The sequence below is a fragment of the Flavobacterium algoritolerans genome (assembly GCF_030010385.1).
Taxonomy (GTDB): Bacteria; Bacteroidota; Bacteroidia; order Flavobacteriales; family Flavobacteriaceae; genus Flavobacterium; species Flavobacterium algoritolerans.
Map to the genome: position 1 here is coordinate 37,671 of NZ_JASCRZ010000008.1, position 25,776 is coordinate 63,446.

At 34.8% G+C, this 25,776-nt stretch carries 28 protein-coding genes, 3 tRNA genes and 1 riboswitch; of the genes, 14 read left to right on the top strand and 17 right to left on the bottom strand.

Translation table 11 applies throughout. The features are described 5' to 3' along the window. Positions 1-27: 27 nt before the first annotated feature. From QLS65_RS14605 to QLS65_RS14615, 3 genes are all read left to right on the top strand, one after another. Positions 28-591: a YciE/YciF ferroxidase family protein gene (locus QLS65_RS14605; RefSeq protein WP_282718501.1), complete on the top strand. Its 564-nt coding sequence runs from the start codon at positions 28-30 to the stop codon at positions 589-591. A gap of 215 nt (positions 592-806) precedes the next feature. Further along, complete coding sequence (locus QLS65_RS14610) at positions 807-1,658, top strand: transketolase (RefSeq protein WP_282718502.1); 852 nt, start codon at positions 807-809, stop codon at positions 1,656-1,658. A gap of 82 nt (positions 1,659-1,740) precedes the next feature. Further along, entirely contained in the window at positions 1,741-2,694 is a 954-nt protein-coding gene (locus QLS65_RS14615; RefSeq protein WP_282711353.1) for a transketolase family protein, read from the top strand. 67 nt (positions 2,695-2,761) lie between these two features. On the opposite strand, the gene bamM is transcribed toward QLS65_RS14615, so the two are convergent. Continuing rightward, on the bottom strand, positions 2,762-3,742 hold the full coding sequence (gene bamM, locus QLS65_RS14620; protein ID WP_282718503.1) for a BamM family beta-barrel-assembly machinery protein: 981 nt from the start codon (positions 3,740-3,742) through the stop codon (positions 2,762-2,764). A gap of 79 nt (positions 3,743-3,821) precedes the next feature. Here bamM and QLS65_RS14625 point away from each other — a divergent pair, with 79 nt between their 5' ends. Next, positions 3,822-4,211: an RNA-binding S4 domain-containing protein gene (locus tag QLS65_RS14625; RefSeq protein ID WP_282711357.1), complete on the top strand. Its 390-nt coding sequence runs from the start codon at positions 3,822-3,824 to the stop codon at positions 4,209-4,211. Between the two features lie 82 nt (positions 4,212-4,293). Then, the gene (locus tag QLS65_RS14630) at positions 4,294-4,794 is read left to right on the top strand and encodes a phosphoribosyltransferase family protein (RefSeq protein WP_282711359.1); all 501 of its coding nucleotides are present in this window, start codon (positions 4,294-4,296) and stop codon (positions 4,792-4,794) included. Here QLS65_RS14630 and QLS65_RS14635 read toward each other — a convergent pair. Continuing rightward, positions 4,786-5,304, bottom strand: coding sequence for a shikimate kinase (locus QLS65_RS14635; protein WP_282718504.1), 519 nt, complete (start codon positions 5,302-5,304; stop codon positions 4,786-4,788). The two genes, QLS65_RS14630 and QLS65_RS14635, sit on opposite strands and share 9 nt — an antisense overlap. Positions 5,305-5,431: 127 nt before the next feature. Here QLS65_RS14635 and QLS65_RS14640 point away from each other — a divergent pair. The 3 genes from QLS65_RS14640 (at position 5,432) to QLS65_RS14650 (ending at position 5,740) form a co-directional block, all read left to right on the top strand. Further along, positions 5,432-5,504, top strand: a tRNA-Lys gene (locus tag QLS65_RS14640). A 38-nt stretch (positions 5,505-5,542) separates the two neighbouring features. Beyond that, positions 5,543-5,615, top strand: a tRNA-Lys gene (locus QLS65_RS14645). A 42-nt stretch (positions 5,616-5,657) separates the two neighbouring features. Continuing rightward, positions 5,658-5,740: transfer RNA gene (locus QLS65_RS14650), tRNA-Leu, on the top strand. A 306-nt stretch (positions 5,741-6,046) separates the two neighbouring features. Here the strand turns inward: QLS65_RS14650 and QLS65_RS14655 are convergent. From QLS65_RS14655 to QLS65_RS14670, 4 genes are read right to left on the bottom strand one after another with little or no spacing between them, the layout of a single operon-like run. Then, entirely contained in the window at positions 6,047-6,580 is a 534-nt protein-coding gene (locus QLS65_RS14655; protein WP_282718505.1) for a DUF4252 domain-containing protein, read from the bottom strand. A 1-nt stretch (position 6,581) separates the two neighbouring features. Continuing rightward, positions 6,582-7,157: a DUF4252 domain-containing protein gene (locus tag QLS65_RS14660; RefSeq protein WP_282711362.1), complete on the bottom strand. Its 576-nt coding sequence runs from the start codon at positions 7,155-7,157 to the stop codon at positions 6,582-6,584. Between the two features lie 58 nt (positions 7,158-7,215). Beyond that, a complete protein-coding gene (locus tag QLS65_RS14665; protein WP_282718506.1) occupies positions 7,216-7,701 on the bottom strand; it encodes a hypothetical protein in 486 nt (161 codons plus the stop codon). Next, a complete protein-coding gene (locus tag QLS65_RS14670; protein WP_282718507.1) occupies positions 7,688-8,197 on the bottom strand; it encodes an RNA polymerase sigma factor in 510 nt (169 codons plus the stop codon). Before QLS65_RS14670 ends, QLS65_RS14665 begins: the two co-directional genes overlap by 14 nt. Positions 8,198-8,317: 120 nt before the next feature. Between QLS65_RS14670 and QLS65_RS14675 the strand changes: the two genes are divergently transcribed. Further along, a complete protein-coding gene (locus tag QLS65_RS14675; protein ID WP_282718508.1) occupies positions 8,318-9,769 on the top strand; it encodes a S41 family peptidase in 1,452 nt (483 codons plus the stop codon). Between the two features lie 151 nt (positions 9,770-9,920). Here QLS65_RS14675 and QLS65_RS14680 read toward each other — a convergent pair whose 3' ends face one another. From QLS65_RS14680 to QLS65_RS14710, 7 genes are all read right to left on the bottom strand, one after another. Further along, complete coding sequence (locus tag QLS65_RS14680; protein ID WP_282718509.1) at positions 9,921-11,831, bottom strand: TonB-dependent receptor plug domain-containing protein; 1,911 nt, start codon at positions 11,829-11,831, stop codon at positions 9,921-9,923. 75 nt (positions 11,832-11,906) lie between these two features. Beyond that, a riboswitch (cobalamin riboswitch) is annotated at positions 11,907-12,178 on the bottom strand. Positions 12,179-12,224: 46 nt separating this feature from the next. Continuing rightward, positions 12,225-12,761: an alpha-ribazole phosphatase gene (gene cobC, locus QLS65_RS14685; protein WP_282718510.1), complete on the bottom strand. Its 537-nt coding sequence runs from the start codon at positions 12,759-12,761 to the stop codon at positions 12,225-12,227. Further along, a complete protein-coding gene (locus tag QLS65_RS14690; RefSeq protein ID WP_282718511.1) occupies positions 12,746-13,552 on the bottom strand; it encodes an adenosylcobinamide-GDP ribazoletransferase in 807 nt (268 codons plus the stop codon). The genes cobC and QLS65_RS14690 overlap by 16 nt, the downstream gene beginning before the upstream one ends. Before the next feature lie 66 nt (positions 13,553-13,618). Next, a complete protein-coding gene (gene cobT / locus QLS65_RS14695) occupies positions 13,619-15,295 on the bottom strand; it encodes a nicotinate-nucleotide--dimethylbenzimidazole phosphoribosyltransferase (RefSeq protein ID WP_282718512.1) in 1,677 nt (558 codons plus the stop codon). A gap of 120 nt (positions 15,296-15,415) precedes the next feature. Further along, on the bottom strand, positions 15,416-16,060 hold the full coding sequence (locus QLS65_RS14700) for a Dph6-related ATP pyrophosphatase (protein ID WP_282718513.1): 645 nt from the start codon (positions 16,058-16,060) through the stop codon (positions 15,416-15,418). 90 nt (positions 16,061-16,150) lie between these two features. Further along, positions 16,151-16,666 (bottom strand): bifunctional adenosylcobinamide kinase/adenosylcobinamide-phosphate guanylyltransferase, encoded by a 516-nt coding sequence (gene cobU, locus QLS65_RS14705; RefSeq protein ID WP_282718514.1) that lies wholly within the window; start codon positions 16,664-16,666, stop codon positions 16,151-16,153. A gap of 2 nt (positions 16,667-16,668) precedes the next feature. Continuing rightward, positions 16,669-17,046, bottom strand: coding sequence for a C1orf53 family protein (locus QLS65_RS14710; RefSeq protein ID WP_282718515.1), 378 nt, complete (start codon positions 17,044-17,046; stop codon positions 16,669-16,671). Positions 17,047-17,143: 97 nt separating this feature from the next. Between QLS65_RS14710 and QLS65_RS14715 the strand changes: the two genes are divergently transcribed. From QLS65_RS14715 to QLS65_RS14725, 3 genes are all read left to right on the top strand, one after another. Further along, a complete protein-coding gene (locus QLS65_RS14715) occupies positions 17,144-18,286 on the top strand; it encodes an ABC transporter substrate-binding protein (protein ID WP_282718516.1) in 1,143 nt (380 codons plus the stop codon). Between the two features lie 105 nt (positions 18,287-18,391). After that, positions 18,392-19,423 carry an iron ABC transporter permease gene (locus QLS65_RS14720; protein ID WP_282718517.1) on the top strand — a complete coding sequence of 344 codons (1,032 nt, stop codon included), beginning with the start codon at positions 18,392-18,394 and terminating at the stop codon, positions 19,421-19,423. Further along, positions 19,423-20,205 (top strand): ABC transporter ATP-binding protein, encoded by a 783-nt coding sequence (locus QLS65_RS14725; protein WP_282718518.1) that lies wholly within the window; start codon positions 19,423-19,425, stop codon positions 20,203-20,205. The genes QLS65_RS14720 and QLS65_RS14725 overlap by 1 nt, the downstream gene beginning before the upstream one ends. 30 nt (positions 20,206-20,235) lie before the next feature. Here QLS65_RS14725 and QLS65_RS14730 read toward each other — a convergent pair whose 3' ends face one another. The 3 genes from QLS65_RS14730 to QLS65_RS14740 all read right to left on the bottom strand — a co-directional run bounded on the left by QLS65_RS14730 (position 20,236) and on the right by QLS65_RS14740 (position 23,024). After that, positions 20,236-21,846 carry a class I SAM-dependent methyltransferase gene (locus QLS65_RS14730; RefSeq protein WP_282718519.1) on the bottom strand — a complete coding sequence of 537 codons (1,611 nt, stop codon included), beginning with the start codon at positions 21,844-21,846 and terminating at the stop codon, positions 20,236-20,238. A 113-nt stretch (positions 21,847-21,959) separates the two neighbouring features. Continuing rightward, complete coding sequence (locus QLS65_RS14735; protein WP_282718520.1) at positions 21,960-22,415, bottom strand: tRNA (cytidine(34)-2'-O)-methyltransferase; 456 nt, start codon at positions 22,413-22,415, stop codon at positions 21,960-21,962. A gap of 24 nt (positions 22,416-22,439) precedes the next feature. After that, on the bottom strand, positions 22,440-23,024 hold the full coding sequence (locus QLS65_RS14740; RefSeq protein ID WP_282718521.1) for a pseudouridine synthase: 585 nt from the start codon (positions 23,022-23,024) through the stop codon (positions 22,440-22,442). A 171-nt stretch (positions 23,025-23,195) separates the two neighbouring features. Here QLS65_RS14740 and QLS65_RS14745 point away from each other — a divergent pair, with 171 nt between their 5' ends. Continuing rightward, positions 23,196-23,561, top strand: a complete 366-nt coding sequence (locus tag QLS65_RS14745) for a hypothetical protein (RefSeq protein ID WP_282718522.1) — start codon at positions 23,196-23,198, stop codon at positions 23,559-23,561. Between the two features lie 61 nt (positions 23,562-23,622). Here QLS65_RS14745 and QLS65_RS14750 read toward each other — a convergent pair whose 3' ends face one another. Beyond that, positions 23,623-24,264, bottom strand: a complete 642-nt coding sequence (locus QLS65_RS14750; RefSeq protein ID WP_282718523.1) for a Pr6Pr family membrane protein — start codon at positions 24,262-24,264, stop codon at positions 23,623-23,625. Positions 24,265-24,401: 137 nt separating this feature from the next. Here QLS65_RS14750 and QLS65_RS14755 point away from each other — a divergent pair, with 137 nt between their 5' ends. Then, positions 24,402-25,772, top strand: coding sequence for a DNA recombination protein RmuC (locus QLS65_RS14755; RefSeq protein ID WP_282718524.1), 1,371 nt, complete (start codon positions 24,402-24,404; stop codon positions 25,770-25,772). The last annotated feature ends 4 nt before the right edge of the window (positions 25,773-25,776 follow it).

Sequence of the window (25,776 nt, forward strand, 5' to 3'; positions counted from 1 at the left end):
AAAAAATTAATCTTAAAAACTAGTGTTATGAGAACTGAAATGGGTAAAAGCGAAAATAGTAAAGGAGCTGTACAAGCAAATGCAGCACATGGATTGAGAGATTTATTTGAAGTTGGATTGAAAGATATTTATTGGGCAGAGAAAGTGTTAACTAAAACATTGCCAAAAATGATGAAAAACGCATCATCACCAGAATTAGTTAACTCTTTAAAAAACCAATTGAATGAGACACAAGAACACGTTTCACGTTTAGAAAAAATATTTGAAGCAACTGGTGTTGAGGCGACTGCCAAAAAATGCGAAGCAATGGGAGGCATATTAAAAGAAACCAATAGCTTGATTAGACAAACTGACATTGGCGTTGTTCGAGATGCAGGAATTATTGCAGCAGATCAAAAGGTAAAACATTATGAAATTGCAACTTATGGAACCCTCCATGCTTTTGCAAAAACTTTAGGAGAAGACAAAGTAGCTAATCTATTGGCAATGAGTCTTGATGATGAAAAAAAAACAGATGCGGTATTAACTGGAATCGCTTTAGCTGCAATCAATAATCAAGCGCACAGAGCTAATGCAATTACGAACACTTAACTACAATTGTAATTGGAGAATTTCAATTATTCTGTATTTCTCCATTCACAAAAAAGCCCGCTTTTAGCGGGCTTTTTTGTGAATTATTCAAACTTATGTAGGTAATTTTATTCAACATAAATTCTAACGGAATCTTTCATTAAATATTCCTAAAAACTTTTGCGGTAACCCTAAATAAAAATTACATTTGCAGCAGTTTAACTTTTACACACAAAATGAAGCCTAACACACAACAATTAAACGATTTAACAATCCAAGTCAGAAGAGATATTCTTCGAATGGTACACGCTGTCAATTCAGGTCACCCAGGTGGTTCTCTAGGTTGTACTGAATTTCTGGCAACCTTATACCAAAAAATAATGGAACGCAAAGAAGGCTTTGATATGGACGGTATTGGAGAAGATCTTTTCTTCCTTTCAAACGGGCATATTTCTCCTGTTTTCTACAGCGTTTTAGCGAGAAGCGGTTATTTCCCGGTATCGGAATTAGCAACTTTCCGTTTGATCAATTCAAGATTACAAGGTCACCCAACTACTCATGATGGTTTACCCGGAGTAAGAATTGCGTCAGGTTCTCTTGGACAAGGATTATCAGTAGGAATTGGTGCTGCTCAAGCTAAAAAATTAAATGGTGACAATCATATAATTTACACGCTTCACGGAGATGGTGAATTACAAGAAGGTCAAAACTGGGAAGCAATTATGTATGCTTCTGCAAAAAAAGTAGACAATCTTATCGCTACAATCGATTTAAACGGAAAACAAATTGACGGAACAACTGATGAAGTTTTAGCAATGGGAAGTATCCGCGCTAAATTTGAAGCTTTTGATTGGGATGTTTTAGAAATTGAAAAAGGAAATGATATTGAAGCTATTATTTCTGGAATGAATGATGCAAAATCAAGAACAGGAAAAGGAAAACCAGTTTGTGTGTTGTTGCATACTGAAATGGGTAATGGTGTAGATTTTATGATGTACAGTCATGCTTGGCACGGTAAAGCGCCAAATGATACGCAACTTGAAATTGCTTTAGGTCAAAATTATACAGAAGGCGAAAGCGACTATTAAGAATTAAGATTGTTGATTAACGATTTCTGATTACAGATTTTTTAATCTTTCAATTTTTTAATCTTTCAATTTTAAAAGAAAAATGAAAAAATATACAAATACAGGAAGTAAAGACACTCGTTCGGGTTTTGGAGCGGGAATGACTGAATTAGGTCAAAAGAATGAAAATGTGGTTGCACTTTGTGCGGATTTAATAGGTTCTTTAAAATTTGACGATTTCAAGAAAAATCACCCGGAGCGTTTTTTCCAAATTGGAATTGCAGAAGCAAATATGATTGGAATTGCAGCGGGTTTAACTATTGGAGGAAAAATTCCTTTCACAGGAACTTTCGCTAACTTTTCTACAGGAAGAGTGTATGATCAAATCCGTCAATCAGTGGCGTATTCTGAGAAAAATGTGAAAATTTGTGCTTCGCACGCTGGATTAACATTAGGTGAAGACGGTGCTACACATCAAATTCTTGAAGATATTGGATTAATGAAAATGTTACCCGGAATGACTGTAATCAATACTTGTGATTACAATCAAACTAAAGCGGCTACTTTAGCATTAGCAGATCACCATGGTCCAGCTTACTTGCGTTTTGGTCGTCCGGTTGTACCTAATTTCATGCCTGCTGATGAGCCTTTCGTAATAGGAAAAGCGATTGTTTTAAGCGAAGGTTCTGACGTAACAATTATTGCTACTGGACATTTAGTTTGGGAAGCGCTAATTGCTGCTGAAGCTTTGGAAGCAAAAGGTATTTCTGCCGAAGTAATCAATATCCATACCATCAAACCATTGGATGAAGAAGCGATTTTGAAATCATTAGCAAAAACAAAATGTATCGTTACTGCTGAAGAGCATAATATTCTTGGTGGTCTTGGTGAAAGCGTTTCCAGAGTCCTAGCACTAAACAGTCCGGCTCCACAAGAGTTTGTAGCGGTTAATGACAGCTTTGGAGAATCCGGAACACCAGAACAATTAATGGAAAAATACAAATTGAACAATCAAGCGATTGTTGAAGCCGTAGAAAGAGTAATGAAAAGAAAATAATCTTTTCTTTTTATACCAAAAAAAAATCCAGTTCAATTGAACTGGGTTTTTTTTTGATTTGTATTTTTTAATTACACTTTACTAAATGTCTTTTTACTCTAGCGGGATTAGTAGTATTTCCATCACAACTTGGGATATCAGCAAAAGGGATTAAAACACCATTAGCACCTGTAATTTCAGTTTTTGTACTAAGACCATCACCATCATCGTCTGTATCTAAAAAGTTAGGAATTCCATCTCCATCAGTATCATCAGGATTCACAACGCCTGTTGCTAAAACACGCATGTAACCATCACCGTTTATATCCTCTTGAAAATTCATAATTCCATCTCCATCAGAATCCTGTCTGCTGATAGCGAATAATTTAAAACTAAAAACTAAAGGAGAATAAGCCGGAATACTGGCACTTCCTGAATTGTAATATCCAAGTCCTGAAGGAATAAACATAATTCCAGCTCCAAAATCATTATAAGAAACCGTACCGTCAGCATTAGAAGAATAAGTGCCTGTTTTAAACTCTGGAAAAGTTTCACCCCATCCTGGTATAGTATTAAATAAACTTAAGAATTGTTGTGGATTTCTGACTTCTTCAAATCGAGTAGCAGCTAGTGCTGTAACTCCAGATACCGTTTGACGAGATAAATAATCTCCTTTGTAAGCGGCCAAAACCCCATCTACATTAGAAGGTCGCTCTCCTACTCCCTCTCTTAGCACTAAATAATACAACTTGTACACTATATCATGAAGTTTTACCTCTTTAGTCAAAAGTTTAGGAAAAGTGGTGCTATTCAAATAGGAATAAATAGAGGGTGCTGTTCCTCCTGTTGGAATTTTTGTAAAAGTAACATCTTGATCATCAGCAAAACCAGGATGATTAAGAACAGTTATAGAATAGGTTTTTAAATATTCTTCAATATCAGTTAAATCAGTAGCAAGTTGTGCTGCATAATCTCTAGGTGGTTCAATTTCAGCGACATCATCCTTTGAACATGAAAATAAAGAGACGGTTGTAATTAATAAAATAAAATAATACTTAAATTTGTTCATTATAGCTAAATTTTTAAGTGCGCAAGATACAATATTGATTGATTTTTGTAAACTATTTAACTCCGATTTTAGAAAATTTATGAGAATAGATAAATATTTATGGTGCATGCGGTATTACAAAACCAGAAACATGGTTACTGAAGCCTGTAAAAAGAATCATGTGACTGTAAATGGTCTTGTTGCCAAGCCATCAAAAGAGGTTTTTCCTACTGACAAAATTACGTTTCGGAAAGACCAAATTACTCAAATCATCACCGTTCTGGATGTACCAGAGAACCGTGTTGGGGCTAAATTAGTTGATATATATCGTAGAAACGACACTCCAGCAGAAGCCTACCAACATTTAGAATTACTGAAATTATCTAAGGAGCATTACCGAAAAAATGGCACCGGAAGACCTACCAAAAAAGACCGAAGAGATATCGATGAATTTGGGAATGAAATAACCACTGATGAAGATGATGTGTAAACCTAAAACATTACTTTTTTAAGTTACCAATATGATTCTTTGAATTTTAAACTGTAAACGGTTAAATAACAAACTAAAAATAATGAGCAAAAATATTATCTTAACGAATCAAGAAATCGAGCATAAAATAAAAAGAATTGCTTACCAAATCTATGAAACATTTGTAGATGACGAAGAAATTGTAATTGCAGGAATTGCCTCTAACGGTTTTACATTTGCAAAAAAAATAGCTTCAATCTTAGAAACCATTTCTCCTCTTAAAGTTTCACTTTGTGAAGTACAAATCAATAAGCAAAATCCCGAATTACCAATTCACACTTCCTTATCAAAAGAACAGTATGCAAATAAAGGCTTAGTTCTTGTTGATGATGTATTAAATTCAGGGACCACATTAATCTACGCAGTAAGGCATTTTATAGACGTTCCTTTAAAAAAATTTAAAACTGCAGTACTTGTGGACCGAAATCACAAAAAATACCCTGTAAAAGCTGATTTTAAAGGCATATCACTTTCTACATCATTATTGGAACACGTACAAGTGGTTTTTGATGAAAACGATGACAATTATGCTTATTTAAGCTAGAATTGCAACAATATCGAGTACTGTCTCATCGATTGTCTTATCATCAACAATCACCTTGTATTGCGCTTGATTGTAATAAAAGCTTCTATCAAAAAGATGTTTAGCAATAAACTCTTTCATCTCAGCGTCACTTTTATCGGCAATAAGAGGACGCTTACTTTTATTATGACTCAATCTATTGAATAAAGTATCTATTGACGCTTTAAGATAAACAGATACCACATTATCGCCTTTTAGCAACTCATGATTATTGGCATAACATGGAGTTCCTCCACCTAAGCCGATGATTAATTGTTCTGGCGAATGCAATAATTCGATAAAAATTTCGTGTTCTAGCTTTCTAAAATAAATTTCTCCGTGATTTTCAAAAATAGCATTTATAGATAAATTCACCTTCTCTTCAATCTTTTTATCCAAATCCACAAAAGGAATTTCAATAAGTTTTGACAATTTATTTGCAATTGTGGACTTACCACAGCCCATATAACCTAATAATATAATTTTTTTCATCTGAATAAAACCTTACAAATTAAGGTGTTGAGTAATTTTGTTAAAAAAAGACAAATTTATAATAAAATTGCTTGGAAAACTCCAAAATAAGTCCTTATATTTGCACCCGCATTCAAGGAAAGAATATGACTCGATAGCTCAGTTGGTAGAGCACATCACTTTTAATGATGGGGTCCTGGGTTCGAGCCCCAGTCGGGTCACAATTTTAGTGATCAACACATAATTTCCTTGAAGCATTGACTCGATAGCTCAGTTGGTAGAGCACATCACTTTTAATGATGGGGTCCTGGGTTCGAGCCCCAGTCGGGTCACAAAAGGTCGAGTAATTTATTACTTGACCTTTTCTTTTTTTAGGCCACGTGGAGAAACGGTAGACTTGCCAGCTTGAGGGGCTGGTGCTCGCAAGGGCGTGTGGGTTCAAATCCCACCGTGGTCACGAATAAATAAAAATGCTTCAAAAATAATTCCAAGTTAACTTGATTATTTTTGAAGCATTTTTGTTTTTAAAGCGGAGCTTTGTTGGGAAAGGTAAAGTAAATCACCTTTAGTTCCTTTTGTTTTTTATCCTAACTCTTATTCATTATTTATATATCTAAAATCATAATTAAACAAGAACGATTCAGTGGCAATAAAAAAGATGTTTTGCAAACAATAACACATTTACATTTAATCGAAACTTATAGATCGTAAAAAAAGCGCCTTGACATATTATCAAGGCGCTTTTTATTGTTTTAGAATACGTTTATTTCATTAACTGCTGCAAAGGCTTTAATTGCTCTAAATCAATATTAGATTGCTGTAAAACGCTCATCATAGTCATAACACTAGTAGGATTCATATCCTTGCCTAAAATTCGAACAACAGCAAAACCATTTTCTTTTTTATTGGCAAAGAACACAAACTCTTCAATGTGCTCATCAGTTCCTACGAAGCTCACCGAAGCACCTTCTTTACCAGAACCAAACTTCATAAGCTGTTGGTACTTTTTGTCTTTTAAAATCAAATTAACCTTAGCACGTTCAATTTCAAATTCCGCTTTATTCTTATCGTTTAATTTGAAAGTCAAAACATTCATCTTGTCAAAAGACTTTAAAGCATTACTCTGTGCAATTGACAATTTTGTTTTATCAACGTTCAGAATATTAGGTGACACATCAAGAGCTATAAAATTTTTGTTTTCGGTATTTTCTACAAAATACTTTTGCAAGGTCGGTTCCGAGTTACAGCTCACGAGAAACAAACTCAATAGCAGCGCTAATCCAAAAACTGTTTTCATCTTATTTTTTTCCTTTAGTTGCTTTCTTCAAATCTTCTCCACCAGGAATTTTCATCTTATTAGTAAGAACTGAAATTTCATTCAAATCGAAATTACCTTTCAAAGACATTAAAACCGTATCGTCATTTTTAGCACCCTCAATGAACATAAACAACTCTCTTATTTGAGAATCACTCGCTCCTGATTTTACTAGAATTTTAATGCTTCTGCCATCTTCATTCACACGCATCAGTTCTTCTAATCCTGCCGTTTTTATGTATTTATCGGCTATAACTTTCATTTCGCCTTCAATTCTGGCACTTTTAGTGGTAAATACTTTCAAATCATCCAGTTTCTTTATCAAACTCAAGTACTGTTGTGTTTCTTTATCTGAAGCATCCATTTTTACCTTGCTCATCAAATCAAACATTTTTTTATTGACAATGATTGATGTTACGCCTTCTTGCCCGTCGAATTTATCAAAAATCGCTTGTGCAAAAAATGTGCTTGAAACTAATGTAAATACTAATGTCAGTATAAACTTTTTACTCTTATTGAAATTATTGTTCATTTTGTTATTATTAATTGTTGATTTCATTTTTTTAAATTGTTATGGTTTAAAATTATTATTTTTTTTTACTATTTACTCAAGGCAATTAAGAACCACCAGACTGTTTTTTAGTACTAATGAATATTTTGTCTTTTGTGGTTTGGTATTCTTGAATATACAGTACACTTTCTATGCCAACATTTACATTATCTGATAATAATGATAATGCTTTTTGAGTTGCTCTGAAAGCCTCTTCAGGATCATCATACGTTCCTAAATCTTGGCTTTCATTTACAACATCTGCACTATAATAAGCATAGGTTCCTATTCCCAGCAAAACAACAACCGAAGCCGCAATTGATATCCACGCAACATTGCGTTTTTCATCCCGAGGCCTCGGGAGTAGTGGAATTTCTGGCGTAAACTGATGCTGTTTTGCAAGAGAGAAATACCCAAATATAGGTTTGTATTGTTCTAAATGCTGCGCAACATTCGATGAAGAAAAATAATTACGTAATTCATTTTCTTCTGCAATACTGGTTTCTCCCTGAAAGTATTTTTCTAATAAATCTTCTATTTTAACTAATTCCATAATTGTGTGTTTCTGTCATATAATCCCGTATCGTTTTCCTTGCTCTTGAAAGCGCCACCCGAATCGCACTCTCATTCATGTCGAGTATTTTTGCGATTTCTTCAAATTCGTATTGTTCAACATCCCGCATTTGAATAATTAATCTTTGTTGAACGGGTAATTTATTCATTACTTTCTCCACCCAGTTCAAACTGTCCAGGTCTTCCATTTTCTTATCGAGACCCGGTTCTCTATCTACATAATTTGTATGAACGATTTTGAGGTTTCCTGTTCTTTTTGATTTTAGCTGATCCAAACAATAATTTTTGGTCATTGTCATTGCAAATGCTTCTACACTACTATACTCCGCTAAATTTCCATTTTTACTCCATAATTTGACCAAAACTTCCTGAGTTGCATCTTCGGCTTCTTCAGTACTTACGAGCAATCGCTTGGCCAGCCTAAAAACTTTGTCTTTAAAAGGAGTGACAAGCAACACAAACTCATTTTGGTTCATAAAAAATTAGGTTTTTAAACTGGTTATATAATCTAGACGACTCATTTTTATTTTTGTAACAAAAAACATAAAATAAAACTAAAGTTACTATTTTTACGTTAATTATATTAAAACCTACATATGAGAACAAGTTTCAAATTTACGCTTTTATTATTTATAGCAGTTTTCACTTTCCAAAGCTGTCAAGATAATGATGATGTTGCCCCACCAGCCAGTTTAGACATACAAGATTTTATTTGGAAAGGGATGAACCAATATTACTTATGGCAAGCAGATGTTCCAAATCTAGCCGATGATAAATTTGCAGACCAAACTGCATTAAATACGTTTCTAAGAGGATATACCGTTCCCGAGGATTTGTTTGATGCACTCAGAGTTGACAAAACTATAGATCGTTTCAGTTGGATTGTCGATGACTATTTAGAACTCGAAGGAACGCTCCAAGGAACCACTAAAAATAATGGTGTTGATTTTGGTTTAAGCAGAAAACCTGGAAGTACTACTGAAATATTTGGTTATGTACGTTATATCATTGCAAATTCAGATGCATCGAACAAGAACATTAAGCGTGGTGATTTTTTTACTGCCGTAAATGGAACTCAGCTTACTTTGAGCAATTATGAAGCACTATTGTTTGGTTCCAACGAAAATTACACATTAAATCTGGCAGATTATAACGGAACTACTATTGTAGCCAACGGAAAATCAGTAGAGTTGACAAAAACCGTTTTATCCGAAAATCCAATTTTAATCAACAAAGTAATCACTTCCGGTTCACATAAAATAGGGTACTTGATGTACAATGGTTTTTATGCTAATTATGACACGCAATTGAATGAGGCTTTTGCTTCTCTAAAATCACAAGGGGTTACGGATCTAGTTTTGGATTTACGCTATAACGGAGGTGGGTCTGTGCAAACTGCTACGCGATTAGCGAGTATGATTACTGGACAGTTTACAGGAAAAATATTTGCTAAACAACAATGGAACGCTAAAATTAATGCGTATTTTGAGACTAACAATCCCGGAGCTCTACTAAACAATTTTACTGACAAAATTGGAACTACTGCAATAAACAGTTTAAACTTAACTAAAGTTTATGTATTGACTACTCAAAGCACAGCATCAGCAAGTGAATTAGTAATCAACGGATTAGAGCCTCATATCAATGTAATACAAATTGGTGATGTAACTGTAGGAAAAAATGTTGGGTCAGTTACACTTTATGACTCTCCTACTTTTGGCTCCGAAAACAGAAATCCAAATCACAGATACGCCATGCAGCCGATTGTATTGAAAATTGTGAATTCAACTGGTTTTGGAGATTATTTCAATGGATTACAACCTGATTATTTATTAAAAGAAACAATTAGCACTTATGGCGTTCTTGGAGACACTTCAGAACCTTTATTAAGTACCGCTATTGGAAAAATAACAGGAACATCCCGCATGTTGAAGCAAAATACAGGAGTAGATTTTGAGTTTTTTAAAGATGCGAAATCAATCAAAGGAATCCAAAATCAAATGTATATTGACAAAGCTCCAGAAGGACTTTTGAAAGCATTGGAATAATATTAATTTCAAAAATTAAACTAAAAGGAGGCTTTCATCACTGAAAGCCTCTTTTTTTATCATTACAAATCAAAAAATCCGATTTTCTCCAACAAAAAACCCGCTCGAAATAAGGAACGGGAATTAAGACTAAAAACTAAAATATACTCTTTTAGAATAAGAAATTTAAACCTAATTTAAAGTTTCTTCCTCTAGTGCTATACCCTCTGCTCTCAACAAAATCTTTATCCAGAATATTATCAACCGCACTAAAAACGTTTAATCTATTTTTGATTAATTCGTAACGAACATTAGCATTTACTAATTGGTAATCTTTCAAAATTTCTGAATTTAAAACAGGATCATAAGTAGGTCCCGGATATGTCGTGTATTCTAAATATCTGTCTGATACAAACTGATACGCCAGATTAAAAGCAAGGCGTTCTGTTGCTTGCACATCCACAGAAGCATTAGCTTTATGTTTCGGGTTTAGAATGCGAGATTGTTTTTCTAATTCCGTATACGTATAATTGGCATTGAATTTTACTTTATCATTAAAAGCATAAGAAATCATTGTTTCAAGACCCTTGGCCTTATTCTTACCATTAACATTGAAGTATTTATAAGTCATCAAATCAAATCCTATTGCATCTTCTTCTTCTCTTTGAAAAACAACAGCATTTAAAACCACTTTCTTATTTGCCAAACTTACTTCAAAACCAACTTCGGCAGTGGCATCTTTCTCTGGAGATAAATCCAAATCACCATACGGAGAGTACAATTGGTACAAACTTGGAGTAACAAATGCTGTGCTATAAGAAGCTAATACTTTCAATGATTCTGAAAAGCTATACGATGGATTTACGTTATACACTAAATTATTCCCGTATTTGCTATGAATGTTATAACGTGCTCCTGCATTTAAGTTTAATCCAAAACCAGAATTATAAACCGCCGTTACATAAGGATCAATCATATTGAATTTTGCCATCTCAGTTGTAATTGCATCATACTCGCTTAAGTTTGACATTTCGTGAAACTGAAATTGTGCTCCTGTTACTACAAATAACTGAGATGAAATTTCATATTTATTAAAGGCATCAACATTGACACTTCTTGACTTCGCTTGGAATAAAGAACCATAACTAAAGATGTCTCGGTTGATTACGTTTGCACTGGTATTGATTACCAATTCTCCCTTATTGTATTTATATTTTGGAGTAAAACCAACTCTAAATTGCTCCGAAAGACTAAAATTTTTAAGATCATCTGCAAACGAACCTGCATCAAAACCGTTTTTCATTCGATCATAATTAGCAAAGAAATCAAATGATAATTTTTTAGTTGGCGTAAAGCCAATTTTTACTAAAGAATTAACTCTTGAGAAATCATCATTTTCAAATTTAGTATTTGAATTTAATGGTCTCGCCTCAGAAATCCCTGTAGTTTCAGTGCTATTCAAAGAAGCAAAATAATTTACTTTTTCAAAACCACCGTTTACAGCAATTCCTTGACTGTAATCTTGTATGCTATAATTTGCATTTTTGGCAGCTGTTTGTGTACCAATATTCACGTATGCATTTCCAGCAATAGCTTTCTTACCTGCTTTTTTAAGTGTAATATTAATCACACCAGTTGCTGCTCCTGAACCGTATAAAGTACTTGAAGCTCCTTTCATAATCTCAATACTTTCAATTTGCTCCACAGGAAGCAATCTCAAATCATACGATAAGCTAATCCCGGAAGCATCCGTTACCGGAACCCCGTCAATCAAAATTAAAACCTGATGATTTCTTCCTCCACGAATGTAAAGGCCCAAATCCTTACCATTACGACTCTGATTCCCATTGATTTCAACACCTGCTACCGTACTTAAAATAGAAGCTACTGATTGTCCTGCTTTTTTCTTTAAATCTGCAGCAGTGATTTTCACGATAACTTTTCCTGATTTTTCTTTTGGCAAAGCAAATTTTGAATCGGAAACAACAACTTCATCAAGTTGTTTTGGTTCTTGTTCTTGTGCATACGTGTTCATTGCAAATAACAATGCAATCGCACTAAAGCGAATGAATTTTTTGTTCATTTTAAAAATGTAAAATTTAATAAATGGGGAGAAAAGCATAGAATGACCCATACCCAAACCTTTTTTCCCGAAAGTTTGATACTCGATGTAATAGGCAGGTCTCCTGGCTTGCGTCTTGTTGTTTACCTTCTCATCTCGTCTTTAGGACGAGACAATGGTTTTGTAGATAACAACAAGCTTGATAGCTTACAGTTGCGGGTACAGCGCTAGATTTTTGAATTTTGAATTTTGAATAATGATTTCAGATTTTAAATCTGAAATCAAAAATCGTTAATCATCAATCTTCAATCACTCTCTTCCCTTTTAATGTGGTTTGAAAATAACAAACCTCAACCTCAATACGGCGGCAAAGATAAAATTATATTAAGTTAATAACCTAAATAATTGCGGATTTTATAATTCAATTTTAATTACAGCACCAAAATCTACTTTATTCTGAAAAGCATCTTTTAGAGGCAAATCCGAAATTTTACATAAAAAACTTCGTATCACTCCTGCATGTGCCACAATAATTACTGGTTTTGAATTGGTTGTTTGAAGTTCATTATGCATAAAATCAATTACTCGATTGTGTAAATCCGTAAATGATTCTCCATTGGGCACGCGAACATTTACAAAATCAATCATCCACGGCGTAAAATCATCAGGTGGAATTACATCCCAATTTTTCATTTCCCAATCGCCAAAATTCATTTCCATCAAGCGAGAATCTTCATTTACAGCGGTAATTTCTGAATTGTCTTTGATATAATTTGCCAAAAGAACACAGCGAAGTAAAGGACTCGAATATAATATTGCATCTTGAGGCAATTGATTCAAAACAGACTGAAAAACAGCATCATAAGGCTCCATTATTTTCACATCCGATTGTCCATAACAAATTCCTTTTTCGCAAACCGTTTCCGTGTGACGTACTAAATAAACTTCCATAATGCAATAACTGATATATAAAAAACCACTTCACAAACCTGTTGGGTTGCGCCCAAACAATCTCCAGTATACCCGTCAATCCATTTCTGAAAATAACGCGCTAAAAAAAATCGAGTCAAAAAAACAGGGATTAAAACCAACAGTATTTCCCACTGAAAATAGGACAAAATAACTAATGGAAGTAATCCAAAAAAGAAAGCTCCCACCACTTCTCTCCAAGAATAACTTTGTGCGATTGGTTTGCTTTTGCTGGAAGCGTCCTCACGAGAATATTCATGGGTAAAAACAATTGAAATTGCCGCTAATCGACTGATAGAATGCGCAGAAACAAAGAGTAATAGAATTATAAATTGTGAATTATAAATTATAAATTTAGGATTATCCGAGACATCAATTAATTGAGTCAACCCTTGAAATTTAAGGATTAACAATAGCACTAAACCAATCGCTCCATAAGCACCAATGGCGCTGTCTTTCATAATCATCAGTATTTTTTCTTTGGTCCAACCGCCACCAAAACCATCGCAAACATCAGCAAAACCATCTTCGTGAAAAGCTCCGGTAACTAAAACGGAAGCAATCATAGAGAAGATTACCGCAATTTCAGGTGCAACTAAATAATTAAAAACACAATATACCCCAAAAGCAACGCTACCCACAATCCAACCAATTAATGGAAAATAACGGGACGCTTTATTCAAATAATCCGGATTATGATCGATGTTTTTGGGACACGGAATCCTGGTGTAAAACATTAATGCTGTAAAAAATATGTGTAGTTCTTTTTTCATTTTTGGAATTATTTTTTGATTTATTTTCCTGTAGAGACGCACTGCAGTGCGTCTATACGTGCGTCTCTACCGACTGCTAACCCCCGCAGATTCAAAACTCGCCATATCATTTAAGAATGCCACAGCCAACTCAATTATAGGAAAAGCAATGGCACAACCCGTTCCTTCACCCAACCGTAAATCAAGTTGCAACAAAGAACGAACTCCTAGGTAATCTAATATTTTTTGGTGTCCTTGCTCCGCGGAAGAATGGCAAAAAATAGCATTTTTAATAATGGATGGATTCTTTTTAAAGGCAATTAAAAAAGCAACACTACAGATAAAGCCATCCAGTAGAATCAACATATTGGCTTCCTTTGCCTGAAGCATTCCACCTACCATTTGCATGATTTCAAATCCGCCGAAATAACCTAACTTGCTCTCTAAATCATCTGAACCATTATAATTGGCAATGCATTTTTTAAGGATATTAATTTTTTGAATCAACTGTGCATCATTTACACCTGTGCCTTTCCCTACACAATCTTGAATTGGTAATTCTAAAATAATACTCATTAAAACCGAAGCTGTAGCTGTGTTGCCAATACCCATTTCACCAAAACCAATACAATTACTGCCCGTTTTTGCAATAGTGGCAACAATTTCGCTTCCTTTTATAAAACACAATTCAATTTCTGTTTTACTCATTGCAGGTCCTTGTAAAAAGGAGTGCGTTCCCTTCCCTATTTTAGCCGAAATCAAATCCGTATTCATAGGAAAATCATAATTCACACCTGCATCTACAATAGCTAATTGAATCTTATTTTGTTTACAAAATACGTTGATTGCTGCGCCACCTCTCAAAAAATTATTTACCATTTGTCTGGTTACATCTTGCGGATAAGCACTTACGCCATGATTTGCAATTCCGTGATCTGCGGCAAAAACAACCAGATTGGGTTTTGTGATCTTAGGTTCTAAAGTTTGAAACACCATCCCTATTTGTTTGGCGAGTACTTCTAAAACTCCTAATGAACCCGTTGGCTTGGTTTTTTGGTCGATTTTATGTTGTAACGCATTTGCAAAAGCAGCAGCATCCATTTCTTTTTTAGTGTCAAAAAACACTTTCTCTATTTTACTTTCATGCAAAACAGTGATTTCCTCAACTAATGGAATTTCTTGTTTTTGTTTCCAATTCAGTTGTTGCAACATGGGTTGATTATCATAATTGGTAGCCGGTTTTCCCACACAAAAATACCCCAACGGCTCTATATTTTCAGGCAAACCTAATAATTCCTTGAACTGATAGTAATTCAATATGGAAACCCATCCCATGGAATAGCCTTGCTCCGTTAAGGATAGCCAAATATTTTGCGCCGCACAAACGGAACTGAACTTTACTGCTTCATTACTCCCAACGGTTCCAATCGTAAAATTATTCAAAACGGAACGATCATAGCAAATCACTAAACCCAGTGGTGCTTCTTCTATTGCTTCTAACTTTAGGGCTTTATAGGCTTGTTTTTGTTGTTCGTCATCCGTTAGCGCAACTGCTTTTTCATCATAATCTAAAAACAAATTTTTAATGGCTTTCTTTATTTTAGCCGACCTGATAACATAGTATTTTGTAGCATCAGTCAAACCCACAGAAGGCGCCCAATGACCCGCTTGCAGTGCTTTTTCAAGAACAGCATCCGGTACTTGATCCTCCGTAAAATGACGGGTGTCGCGACGGGATTTTAAAATTTCATCTAAATAAGTCATGTTTTTTTATTTAAAAGTTCAATGGCAAAATTCAATGACAATTGCAAAAATCAATTTGAAAAACATTGCTTTGATATTGATTTTTGACATTGATATTGACATTGCTTTTTTTTTGAAAAGTTATTCTTCCCAAACGATGAAACAATAATTTTCATAGGTAATTCTGGTAAATTCAGGCAGTTCAATCTCTCCAGAAAATAACGGACAGTCAATTACCAAAGTATGAAACTCCCCATTTTCACCACAAGGATCTATTCCTTTTTTGTGTAATTCTTGTGCTAGTTCTTTGGTCAAAATTTTCCCCAGATAATGTTCTCCCATCATGGTATTACAAGAAACAATCATCGTTACAATTCCGTTTTCAAGCATTTGATTTACCAAAACGATTCGGTCTTGTTGCCACAAAGGTAAAATTGCTTTTAGCGATGCTGCGGCACATACTTTATCTTCCCAATCTTTGTGCGGTTGTAAATCAATATCACCAAAAACGGCGGCTTCCAAATCATATTTAGCTTTTAGCATTTTCAAAACTGCAATAAACTTGGCTTCATAATCGCCCCAAGTTGCGGGAATTCCTTCCAGAGGCAATCCCATTTTTTGGGCTTGCTGATTCAATATAGACAATGGTAATCCATGAGAACGAGACACTTTCCCGTTTTCATTCATCATATTGAGTAACACTTTTGGAATAAATCCTTGCTGAATTGCCTGCATCATTGCATAACAACTGTCTTTTCCACCACTCCAAGAAGTTACAAAATTCATATGTAGTTATTTATTGATTTTTAATTGAATATGTAATACGCTATGAGGCAATGTTTTCTTTGAATTCAATATTGTAAAATCATAGCTATTTCATTTTTTTTCTTTTATCGTTACAGGAATTCCAGAAACCATAAGCACAACGGTATCGGCAGTTGCAGCTATATATTGATTCATCCAACCTTGAAGTTCGGTAAATTTTCTCCCAATATGAGTTTCGGCATGAACGCCCATCCCTATTTCATTGGTTACAATAATAATAGTTGCATTTTCTTGATTGGCAATAGCATCAAATTCGGCTTTAGCTTGTTCTAAACACAAGGAAACATCATTTTTAGTATCCACAAAAAAGTTCGTTAACCAAAGCGTAACACAATCAACAATAGCTACTTTCCCCGAAAAATCAATTTCGCTTAAGTGTTTTTCTTTTTCGATATTAATCCACCGTTCGTCCCGATCTTTTTGATGGCGATCGATTCTCTTTTGGAAATCATCATCCCATTTTCGGGCTGTAGCCACATACATTGGTTTATCCGACAATCCTTTTGCTAAATTTTCGGCATAACTACTTTTACCGGAGCGTTCGCCACCAGTTATTAAATATGTCATTTTTATATTTTTTTAAATTCATACGGACAATGTCGACATCCATTAGTACAACAATGTCCTCTTTTAAGATGAAACCAAGCTTTAAAAACATAGTTCCCATTTTCTAAATAATAGTCGATTCCTTCTATGAGATTAGTCGTTTTGGGTAAATCTTTGGCTTTATTATCCGTTGCAGTTTCAGAAGATAGAGTTGCAACATATTCGTCAATTTTAGTGGAGCAAGCAATTGTAAAACAACTGTAGCACAAGCAATCCACCACTTCTGACGGAGTAAAAATGGGTGGAAAATTATTGCACCAGCATTTACTTCCTTCTGGTGTGTCCCCACAATTAAAAGGAGTTCCGCAAGTAGAACAGTTTTTGACTTTAATGCTATTCATTTCGTAAAGATAGTATTTGTTGAATTTTTTACTGCTAAAAATAAACAAGAAATTTTATAAATTTGGTATACCTTTGTCGCTATCGAAAAATTAAACCATGAAATTCACCTTTAAATTAATCCTTTTTGTTCTATCTTTTTCAACTTTCGTTGGATGTAAAAAAAGCGAAAACCTAACCGTAAAAGAAAGTACTGATTCAAAAAATACAATCGAATATGCCTCGGGACTTTCTATTAATAAATACGAAGGATATTCAGTAGTGACAGTTTCAAATCCTTGGCCTGAAGCCAATAAAAACTTCACTTATATATTGAAAGAAAAAAACGGCAGCATTCCTGATAGCCTGCAAAAATACACTACAATTTCAGTTCCTTTAGAATCAATCGTCGTTACCTCAACGACTAATATTCCTTTTTTGGAAATGCTGGGAGTTGAAAAATCACTGGTGGGCTTCCCTCATACCGATTATGTTTCTTCTGAAAAAACCAGAAAACTAATTGATGCAGGCGCTGTTAAAAACATAGGACAAAACGAAAAATTAAACATTGAGCAACTCATTGATTTGGCACCTAATTTAATCGTAACTTTTGGCATTGACAACAACAATCCGATGATTGATAATTTACAAAAAAGCGGACTTAATGTACTCATACAAGCGGACTGGATGGAACAAACTCCATTGGGTAAAGCAGAATGGATCAAGCTTTACGGTGCTTTATTTGGAAAAGAAAAAGAAGCCAAAACGCTTTTTGATGAAATTGTTAAAAATTACAATGACGCGATACAATTGGTTGCAACCCAAAAACCAACAGCAACCGTTTTGTACGGATCTATGTATCAAGAACAATGGTATGTAGCAAGAGGAAATAGCTGGGTAGCCCAATTCATGAAAGATGCCAAAGCAAATTATTTGTGGGCAAATGTCGAAGGAACAGGAAGTCTTAGTTTGCCTTTTGAAAAAATATTAGAGAAAGCAAAAACGGCGCAATATTGGATTGCAACAGGTTCTTTTAAAAGTATTGCTGAATTCGAAAACAGTAATCCACATTACAGTCAGTTTGATGCTTCTAAATCTAAAAATGTGTATACTTTTGAAAGTAAATTAGGTGCAACTGGAGGAACCATTTATTATGAATTAGCACCAAGCCGACCCGATTTAGTCTTGAAAGATTACATTAAAATCTTCCATCCTGAACTGCTCCCAAATTATACTTTTGCTTTTGCACAAAAACTAAATTAAATCCTCACCCCAACCCTCTCCAAAGCAGAGGGAGCCAAAACTGGATTTTTAATTCATTTTAAAAATTAAATATAGTATCATAATACATCTATAAACGAACCACAATTGAACAATCAAAAACGAAATACGATTCTATTTTTCTTGCTTACTTTAGGGCTTGTTCTATTGTTTTTTGTAAACATTAGTTTTGGTTCCATCACGATACCTTTTAAAGAAATTTATACTAGTTTAACTGGTGGTCAAGCGAGTAAATCCACTTGGGAATATATCATCATCAATTATCGTTTACCCAAAGCCATTACTGCAATTCTTGTTGGAATGGGGTTATCTATAAGTGGTTTGCTGATGCAAACTCTGTTTCGAAATCCACTGGCAGGACCTTATGTTTTAGGACTAAGTTCCGGTGCCAGTTTAGGCGTTGCTTTTGTACTATTAGGAGCGAGCTTACTTCCACCTTTTTTAAGTGCCATTTTATTATCCTCTTATGGAGTGGTTTTAGCCTCAACTATAGGAAGTTCAGTTGTATTACTCGCCGTTTTGATGGTTTCCCAAAGGTTACGCGATACGATGGCTATCTTAATTGTGGGATTGATGTTTGGCAGTTTTACCAGCGCAATAGTAGGCGTTCTTACGTATTTTAGTTCCGCTGAACAATTGCAAAAATTCACGTTTTGGTCTATGGGAAACTTAGGCAATTTGTCTTGGTCTTCTATATTAATTCTGACAATTTGTGTGGCGATTGGCTTATTATTAAGTCTATTTAGTATCAAGCCACTTAATGCACTATTATTGGGTGAAAATTACGCACGCAGTTTAGGTTTGAATTTCAAAAAAACACGATTAATTATTATTTTTGCAACAAGTATTTTAGCCGGAAGCATCACCGCGTATGCAGGTCCAATTGCCTTTGTAGGACTGGCAGTTCCGCACATAGCAAAATTAGTGTTTCAAACCAGTAACCATTCAGTTTTGTATTGGAGTACGTTACTTTTAGGCGCTTCGATTATGCTTATTTGTGATGTAATTTCAGAATTGCCCGGATTGGAGATCACTTTGCCAATCAATGCTGTAACTTCTATAATTGGAGCTCCAGTTGTGATTTGGCTATTGGTTAGTAAACGAAAAATGATTGCCTAATGGAAAACAAAATCATCTTACAAGCGTCTCAAATTAGCATCGGCTATTTTCATAAAAAAGAGAAAATCGTAGTGGCTTCAGATATCTCTATTGCTTTAAAAAAAGGAAAACTGATTGCTTTAATTGGTGCGAATGGCATTGGAAAATCAACGCTTTTAAAAACGATAACAGGAATCCAGAAACCACTTTCCGGTACTGCATTTTTAAATGAAAAGAAAATCACTGATTACGAACCTTTGGATTTAGCGCAAAACCTAAGTATTGTTTTAACAGAAAAATTACCCCCCAGTAATTTAACCGTTTTTGAACTCATTGCTTTAGGAAGACAACCCTACACCAATTGGATGGGAACTTTATCTGACATTGATATTGTTAAAGTTAATGAAGCTATGGCATTGACGCAAATCAGTCATTTAGCTACAAAAAAACATTATGAAATCAGTGACGGGCAATTGCAAAAAGTATTAATTGCACGAGCTTTGGCACAGGATACTCCATTAATAATTTTGGATGAGCCTACAACCCATTTGGATTTATTACATAAGGTGGCTTTATTCAAACTTTTGAAAAAGCTTACTCATGAAACCGGAAAATGCATTTTATTTTCTACTCATGATATTGATATGGCGATACAATTGAGTGACGAAATGATTATTATGACACCGGAAACAGTGCTTCAAGACGAGCCTTGTAATTTTATTGCAAAAGGAAGTTTTAACACCTTATTCAAAGACGAACATATTGTTTTTGATGCTGAAAAAGGAAAATTCATGATTGTTTAGTTCCAACATTTTATTCCGTCCAAAATCGTACTAACCATTCCCTTTCAATAAATTTATACTCACTGTTGCAAGATTTGAGTCTGGGAATCTCCTAAAGAAATTAGCATCCGGATACAATCCCGCTTCAGCAGCGATTTTGTGCAAAACGGGAATTTCAACGATGTATTGATCAGAGAAACCATGCGTGGCATCATAAGCCGTAGCGGCCGTTTTACCTAAATTAGCAGCAGTCAAATTTGGAGCAATCGTATGCAATTCAATCATTAACAATCCAAATTTCCGAACGTACGGCGACCATTTGTTCAAATGTTCCAATAGATTATCTTCGACAAGACCATTGCTGATTCGCTCTCCCCTATGCGCAAATGCTCCAGTTGAATGACTTACTCTGCCTTTAGTAACGTGTTTTGGTATTTCCCAAATTCGGTTATGATCCAAGAAGGTTCTCACATTCAGTAAATCCTTCAAATCAATGTTATAATTTTCCAATAAGTCATTGGCTAACAAATCCGGTTGACCAATATCGCCCCAAATTACTTTGGCCCAAATATCGGCTTTGATTAAATTGGCTCGGGTTACTTTCAAGGCTGCCTGATTGTAATCGGCACCAACAAGGAATAAAGGATAATCATCCAGCATTTTTCCGCGAAGGGTTTGTCGTTCGATCACAGTATAAATATGCTCTATAAATGCTCCATTGCCACAACCCATATCGAGAATTCCTTTGGGCTGATCTTCTATTGGTAAATTAAATAATTTGATGATAATCTCATCTACGATTTTAAAATAAGTATCGTGTGCGCCTCCGCTTGCCCAAACATTCATTTCTCGGTCTACATGAATTTCATCTTCGCCCTCGGCAACCGTTCGAAGTATATTTGGATTGCCAAAAAGCAAATCTTCCATTTTACTAAAAGTAGGTAAATAGGAAACCGTCACTCCATAAGCAGAAGCTCTTTTGGCAAAAAACAATCCCTTTTCCGTAAACTGATAATTGCCTTTTTTTTGGGTAAACCAACCTAAATCAACAAAGAAATCCAGTATAATTTTGAAATTTTCAGGCGACTTATGAAATTCTTCGGGACGGAAAGAAATTTCCATAAAATATTTATGGAACATACCGCTCATACCCAGTCTTACTAATATTGGCCCAACCAAACAACCTTCAATATGCGTTAGAATCTGATGCTGAATTTCATTGGTCAGCGTATCATCCGAAAATGAAATTCCATATTTTTTTTTATACAAATCGAAAATTAAACCCAATCGAGCGAATGGCATATCGTCTAATAATCGCGTGCGAAATTGCATCGTGAAATGCAGTAAATCAAGAACATCTTCATACAAATAGAACATTGAAAAAGCAATCGCGCTTTTATTGTTTATGCTGAATTTAATTTGATCTGTGGAGGTATGGATATGATAGTCCAAGAATCCTTGCGAACACAAAACACGCAAACCCACATTGAGATAGCCTCCATTGGCTTTAAAATATTCGGTAAGTTCCGTAAGTGTGACTTCTTTTTTGTCAAGGATATAGGATAGCATTCCTTTTTCAAACAAAACATATGCAACCGGAGCGGTAACCAAACCATCTAAATGATTGAAAATGGTGCTTCTAAGAGTAATTTTATCAATCATAAAAAGTACGTTTTAAGGGAGAAAAAACACAATTAGATCCAGAATGACCTATTCAAATATATGAAATTCCATCCACAAAATTGCCTTACTTTTTACAATTCAAAATTTACAACTTACCGTTTATTAGTGATTTGCCTCTTTGCTTCGCCAATGACAAACGCGACAGAATTTGCAATATTAAAACTTCTAATTAACGGTGACATTGGAATTGTCAGATGATTGGGAAATTCGTTTAAAACAGCTTCGCTCAAACCCTTACTTTCTTTCCCAAAAACCAACCAGTCACCATCCTGAAAATCATTCTCCAAATACGATTTTTCGGCATGGGAACTCATCAGGAAAACTCGGGATAAATCAGGAATCTGCGCTTTCCATTCGGCTACATTTTGATATTCAGTAACATCAAGATGCACCCAATAATCCAAACCGGAACGTTTTAGGTTTTTATCATTTATGACAAATCCAAAAGGATGAATTAAGTGCAAACGGCTTTCGGTACCTACGCACAATCGGCCAATATTTCCCGTATTATTTGGGATTTCAGGTTCTACTAAAACGATGTTTAACATTGCAATTATTGTTATTTTTTATTGTTATTTTTCATTCGAATCGACTGCAAAATCAGATACTTCCAAAACTTCTCCTGCCTGTAAGTCATTGAGATGTACGTCCCCTATTCGAACACGAACCAATCGTAACGTAGGAAAACCAACAGCGGCAGTCATTTTTCGGACTTGGCGAAACTTCCCTTCATTTACCGTTATCGAAGCCCAAGAAGTGGGACCGTGACGTTCATCGCGTATCTTTTTTCCTCTTGCGCCAAAAGCGGGAATTTCGTTTATCAAGAATGCTTTACACCGTTTCGTGATGTATTTCGTACCATTAAAACCTATTTCGACTCCTTTTTGCAATTGCTCAATCGCTTCCTGATGGATAATGCCATCGACTTGGACATAATATTCCTTGTCGACTTTTTTACTACGAATGATTTCGCTCATCATCCCGTCTGTGGTCAACAGCAACAATCCTTCGGAATCTTCGTCAAGACGCCCTATTGCCATCGTTCCTTTTGGGAAATCGTGCAATTCACCCAGCAGTTTCTTTTTTCTTTTTAATTCGTAAATAAACTGACTCAGATACCCGTAAGGCTTATGAATGATGAAATGAGAATGAGACATTTTAGTGTATTAGTTGTGCGTGCAAAGATAGTTTTGTTTTCTCTGGATTTAAAATAGTGTCGCCATACATTTATTGGTGTAAACCAAAAGCTATGTTAAATGATTGAATTCCTTCGTTTAAAAGACGTAATCTTATAGAAGCTAACAGTATTAGCTTTAAAATTAAAGAGTATGGAAAGCAACGATTTAGGTTCAAAAAAAACAAATAATAAACAAAATATAAACGAAGGATTTAGCGGTCAGAATCTAGCCCAAAATACGAATCCTGAAGTATCACATTTAAAATCAGAAGTAGAAACTGATAGTCATGGAAATCAAAAAATTGTCCAAAGAGCACGGAATATAGACGGAACTTTAGAACAAAATGAGGATAGCACTCCTATAAATTTAAGTTCTGATATTGCAAATGTCTCTGAAGAACAAGCTAAAAAAATGGTCGAAAATAAAGATCATAACTCGGATATCATTCCAAACCGTTATCCAAATTCCCATCCGGATAATAAGGAAGACCGAGGAAATATAAAACTGGATGAATAACAATTGATTTTATTTAAAAAAGGCCAATACGAATCTAATTCCTATTGGCCTTTTTCATTTTCTATTCTAAAGTATTACTTCTTAATTTCCCAATACCAATGAATAAAGTACCAAAAAAAAGAAAAGCCAACAACATAAAAAAGCTGTTAAGCAATACTTTATCATAACCCAAAAGTATCACATCTATAAATGGATAGGGATAAAAACTAAAAAAAGCGCCCCGAATTAACGTGTAAACCAAATACACCGCAGGGAAAATCAACCACGGAAAGATGTTTTTGAATTCCAATGTTTTCTTAGGTACAAATAGAATCCAATATACTAAAACCAAAATTGGAATAACCAGATGCAACAACTCATCCACTACTTTTTGAGAACCCGTAGGCACCCATAAAAATCTAAGAATTGCATTGTAAACAAGTCCAACAATGGTAATGTATAACGTAATTGCTGTTGTGTTTTTAGGTTTCGAAAAAAATAATCCCCATTTGGATTTTGGCTTTAGCCAAAGAAAAGTAAAACAAACTGCCACTAAAATATTCGATTGAATCGTGAAAAAACTAAAAAAACGAACAATCGTTTCCGAAAGTGACACCACCCGATTGATAATGATAAGGTACAATTGTAATACAACCGCAAACCAACCGACAATAGCAATAATTGCAAAAAAACGAGAATTCAATTTTAAAGATTTATCCTGCATATTTTTTAAAGTATAAAAATTAATTGGCAACTAATTTTGCAAATCCATGAATGCTAAAACTTGAGATACTATTTTGATTTCCGAAAGGAAAGAAGGAAACTTTTGTTTATTTTTACAAACTTACAAAAAGAAATTTTATGTCAAATATACTTCCGTTTTTATTGATTTTCATCGTTGCTCTCGCTATTGGTATTTTTATTGGCAAACTCATTTTCTCCGCCCGATTCCAATCGGAAAAAATCAGTTTAGAAGAAAAACTAATTGCTTTTACTTCCCAATTCAACCAACTAAAAGAGCAGATTGTTATTGATAAAACAACTTTTGAAAAGCAATTAGAAAATGCAAATTCCGAGAAAGAAAGCATTCGAAGTGAAAAAGACAGTCTGGCGATTCAGCTTTCTAAGAAAGAAGTTGATTTTGAGAATCTTTGGGAACGCAACAAAGAACAAAAAGAAGAAGTAGAGAAATTACAGGAAAAATTCACCAAGGAATTTGAAAATCTCGCCAACAAAATATTAGACGAAAAATCCAATAAATTTACGGAACAGAACAAGGAAAACATGAAAAACATCTTGACGCCTTTGCAGGATAAAATTCATTTGTTCGAAAAGAAAGTCGAAGACACCCACAAAGAAAGCATCGATTACCATGCCGCTTTGCGCCAACAGATTCTGGGGTTACGAGAAATGAATATCCAAATGAGCAAGGAAACCCTCAACTTGACGAAAGCTTTGAAAGGCGACAGTAAGATGCAGGGAAATTGGGGCGAATTGGTTTTGGAACGCGTTCTTGAAAAATCAGGATTAGAGAAAGGCCGTGAATATGAAGTCCAACAAGCGTTCACTACCGAAGATGGAAATCGTGTTTTTCCGGACGTTGTCATCAATCTGCCGGACGGTAAAAAGATGATTGTCGATTCTAAAGTTTCTTTGACCGCTTATGAAAAATACATCAATGAAGAAGATGACGATGTAAAAGTTGGATTTTTAAAAGAACACGTTAACTCCATCAAACGCCACGTAGAACAATTAGGCAATAAAAACTACCAAGATTTATATCAAATAGAAAGCCCTGATTTTGTATTGTTATTTATTCCAATAGAGCCTGCTTTTGCAATGGCTCTGAACGAGGATACAAGTTTGTACAACAAAGCTTTCGAGAAAAACATAGTTATTGTTACTCCGGCGACTTTATTAGCTACTTTGCGAACGATTGACAGCATGTGGACCAACCAAAAGCAGCAGGAAAACGCACTTGAAATTGCACGTCAAGCTGGTGCTTTGTATGACAAATTTGAAGGTTTTGTTGGGGATTTAATCCGAATTGGAAAGAAAATAGACGAAAGCAAAACAGAATACAGCGGTGCTATGAATAAACTCGTAGAAGGAAAAGGAAACCTGATTGTGAGTGTGGAGAAATTGAAAAAAATGGGAGCCAAAGCGAAAAAAGCGCTTCCGGAAAGTATATTAAATAGAGCAGAAAAAGACGAAAATCAACTTTTAAACTAAACAA

Bases quoted from the DNA above. Each gene is read 5' to 3' on its own strand.
- QLS65_RS14605 (WP_282718501.1), top strand. From the start codon at position 28: ATGAGAACTGAAATGGGTAAAAGCGAAAATAGTAAAGGAGCTGTACAA.
- QLS65_RS14610 (WP_282718502.1), top strand. From the start codon at position 807: ATGAAGCCTAACACACAACAATTAAACGATTTAACAATCCAAGTCAGA.
- QLS65_RS14615 (WP_282711353.1), top strand. From the start codon at position 1,741: ATGAAAAAATATACAAATACAGGAAGTAAAGACACTCGTTCGGGTTTT.
- bamM (WP_282718503.1), bottom strand. From the start codon at position 3,742: ATGAACAAATTTAAGTATTATTTTATTTTATTAATTACAACCGTCTCT.
- QLS65_RS14625 (WP_282711357.1), top strand. From the start codon at position 3,822: ATGAGAATAGATAAATATTTATGGTGCATGCGGTATTACAAAACCAGA.
- QLS65_RS14630 (WP_282711359.1), top strand. From the start codon at position 4,294: ATGAGCAAAAATATTATCTTAACGAATCAAGAAATCGAGCATAAAATA.
- QLS65_RS14635 (WP_282718504.1), bottom strand. From the start codon at position 5,304: ATGAAAAAAATTATATTATTAGGTTATATGGGCTGTGGTAAGTCCACA.
- QLS65_RS14655 (WP_282718505.1), bottom strand. From the start codon at position 6,580: ATGAAAACAGTTTTTGGATTAGCGCTGCTATTGAGTTTGTTTCTCGTG.
- QLS65_RS14660 (WP_282711362.1), bottom strand. From the start codon at position 7,157: ATGAAATCAACAATTAATAATAACAAAATGAACAATAATTTCAATAAG.
- QLS65_RS14665 (WP_282718506.1), bottom strand. From the start codon at position 7,701: ATGGAATTAGTTAAAATAGAAGATTTATTAGAAAAATACTTTCAGGGA.
- QLS65_RS14670 (WP_282718507.1), bottom strand. From the start codon at position 8,197: ATGAACCAAAATGAGTTTGTGTTGCTTGTCACTCCTTTTAAAGACAAA.
- QLS65_RS14675 (WP_282718508.1), top strand. From the start codon at position 8,318: ATGAGAACAAGTTTCAAATTTACGCTTTTATTATTTATAGCAGTTTTC.
- QLS65_RS14680 (WP_282718509.1), bottom strand. From the start codon at position 11,831: ATGAACAAAAAATTCATTCGCTTTAGTGCGATTGCATTGTTATTTGCA.
- cobC (WP_282718510.1), bottom strand. From the start codon at position 12,761: ATGGAAGTTTATTTAGTACGTCACACGGAAACGGTTTGCGAAAAAGGA.
- QLS65_RS14690 (WP_282718511.1), bottom strand. From the start codon at position 13,552: ATGAAAAAAGAACTACACATATTTTTTACAGCATTAATGTTTTACACC.
- cobT (WP_282718512.1), bottom strand. From the start codon at position 15,295: ATGACTTATTTAGATGAAATTTTAAAATCCCGTCGCGACACCCGTCAT.
- QLS65_RS14700 (WP_282718513.1), bottom strand. From the start codon at position 16,060: ATGAATTTTGTAACTTCTTGGAGTGGTGGAAAAGACAGTTGTTATGCA.
- cobU (WP_282718514.1), bottom strand. From the start codon at position 16,666: ATGACATATTTAATAACTGGTGGCGAACGCTCCGGTAAAAGTAGTTAT.
- QLS65_RS14710 (WP_282718515.1), bottom strand. From the start codon at position 17,046: ATGAATAGCATTAAAGTCAAAAACTGTTCTACTTGCGGAACTCCTTTT.
- QLS65_RS14715 (WP_282718516.1), top strand. From the start codon at position 17,144: ATGAAATTCACCTTTAAATTAATCCTTTTTGTTCTATCTTTTTCAACT.
- QLS65_RS14725 (WP_282718518.1), top strand. From the start codon at position 19,423: ATGGAAAACAAAATCATCTTACAAGCGTCTCAAATTAGCATCGGCTAT.
- QLS65_RS14730 (WP_282718519.1), bottom strand. From the start codon at position 21,846: ATGATTGATAAAATTACTCTTAGAAGCACCATTTTCAATCATTTAGAT.
- QLS65_RS14735 (WP_282718520.1), bottom strand. From the start codon at position 22,415: ATGTTAAACATCGTTTTAGTAGAACCTGAAATCCCAAATAATACGGGA.
- QLS65_RS14740 (WP_282718521.1), bottom strand. From the start codon at position 23,024: ATGTCTCATTCTCATTTCATCATTCATAAGCCTTACGGGTATCTGAGT.
- QLS65_RS14745 (WP_282718522.1), top strand. From the start codon at position 23,196: ATGGAAAGCAACGATTTAGGTTCAAAAAAAACAAATAATAAACAAAAT.
- QLS65_RS14750 (WP_282718523.1), bottom strand. From the start codon at position 24,264: ATGCAGGATAAATCTTTAAAATTGAATTCTCGTTTTTTTGCAATTATT.
- QLS65_RS14755 (WP_282718524.1), top strand. From the start codon at position 24,402: ATGTCAAATATACTTCCGTTTTTATTGATTTTCATCGTTGCTCTCGCT.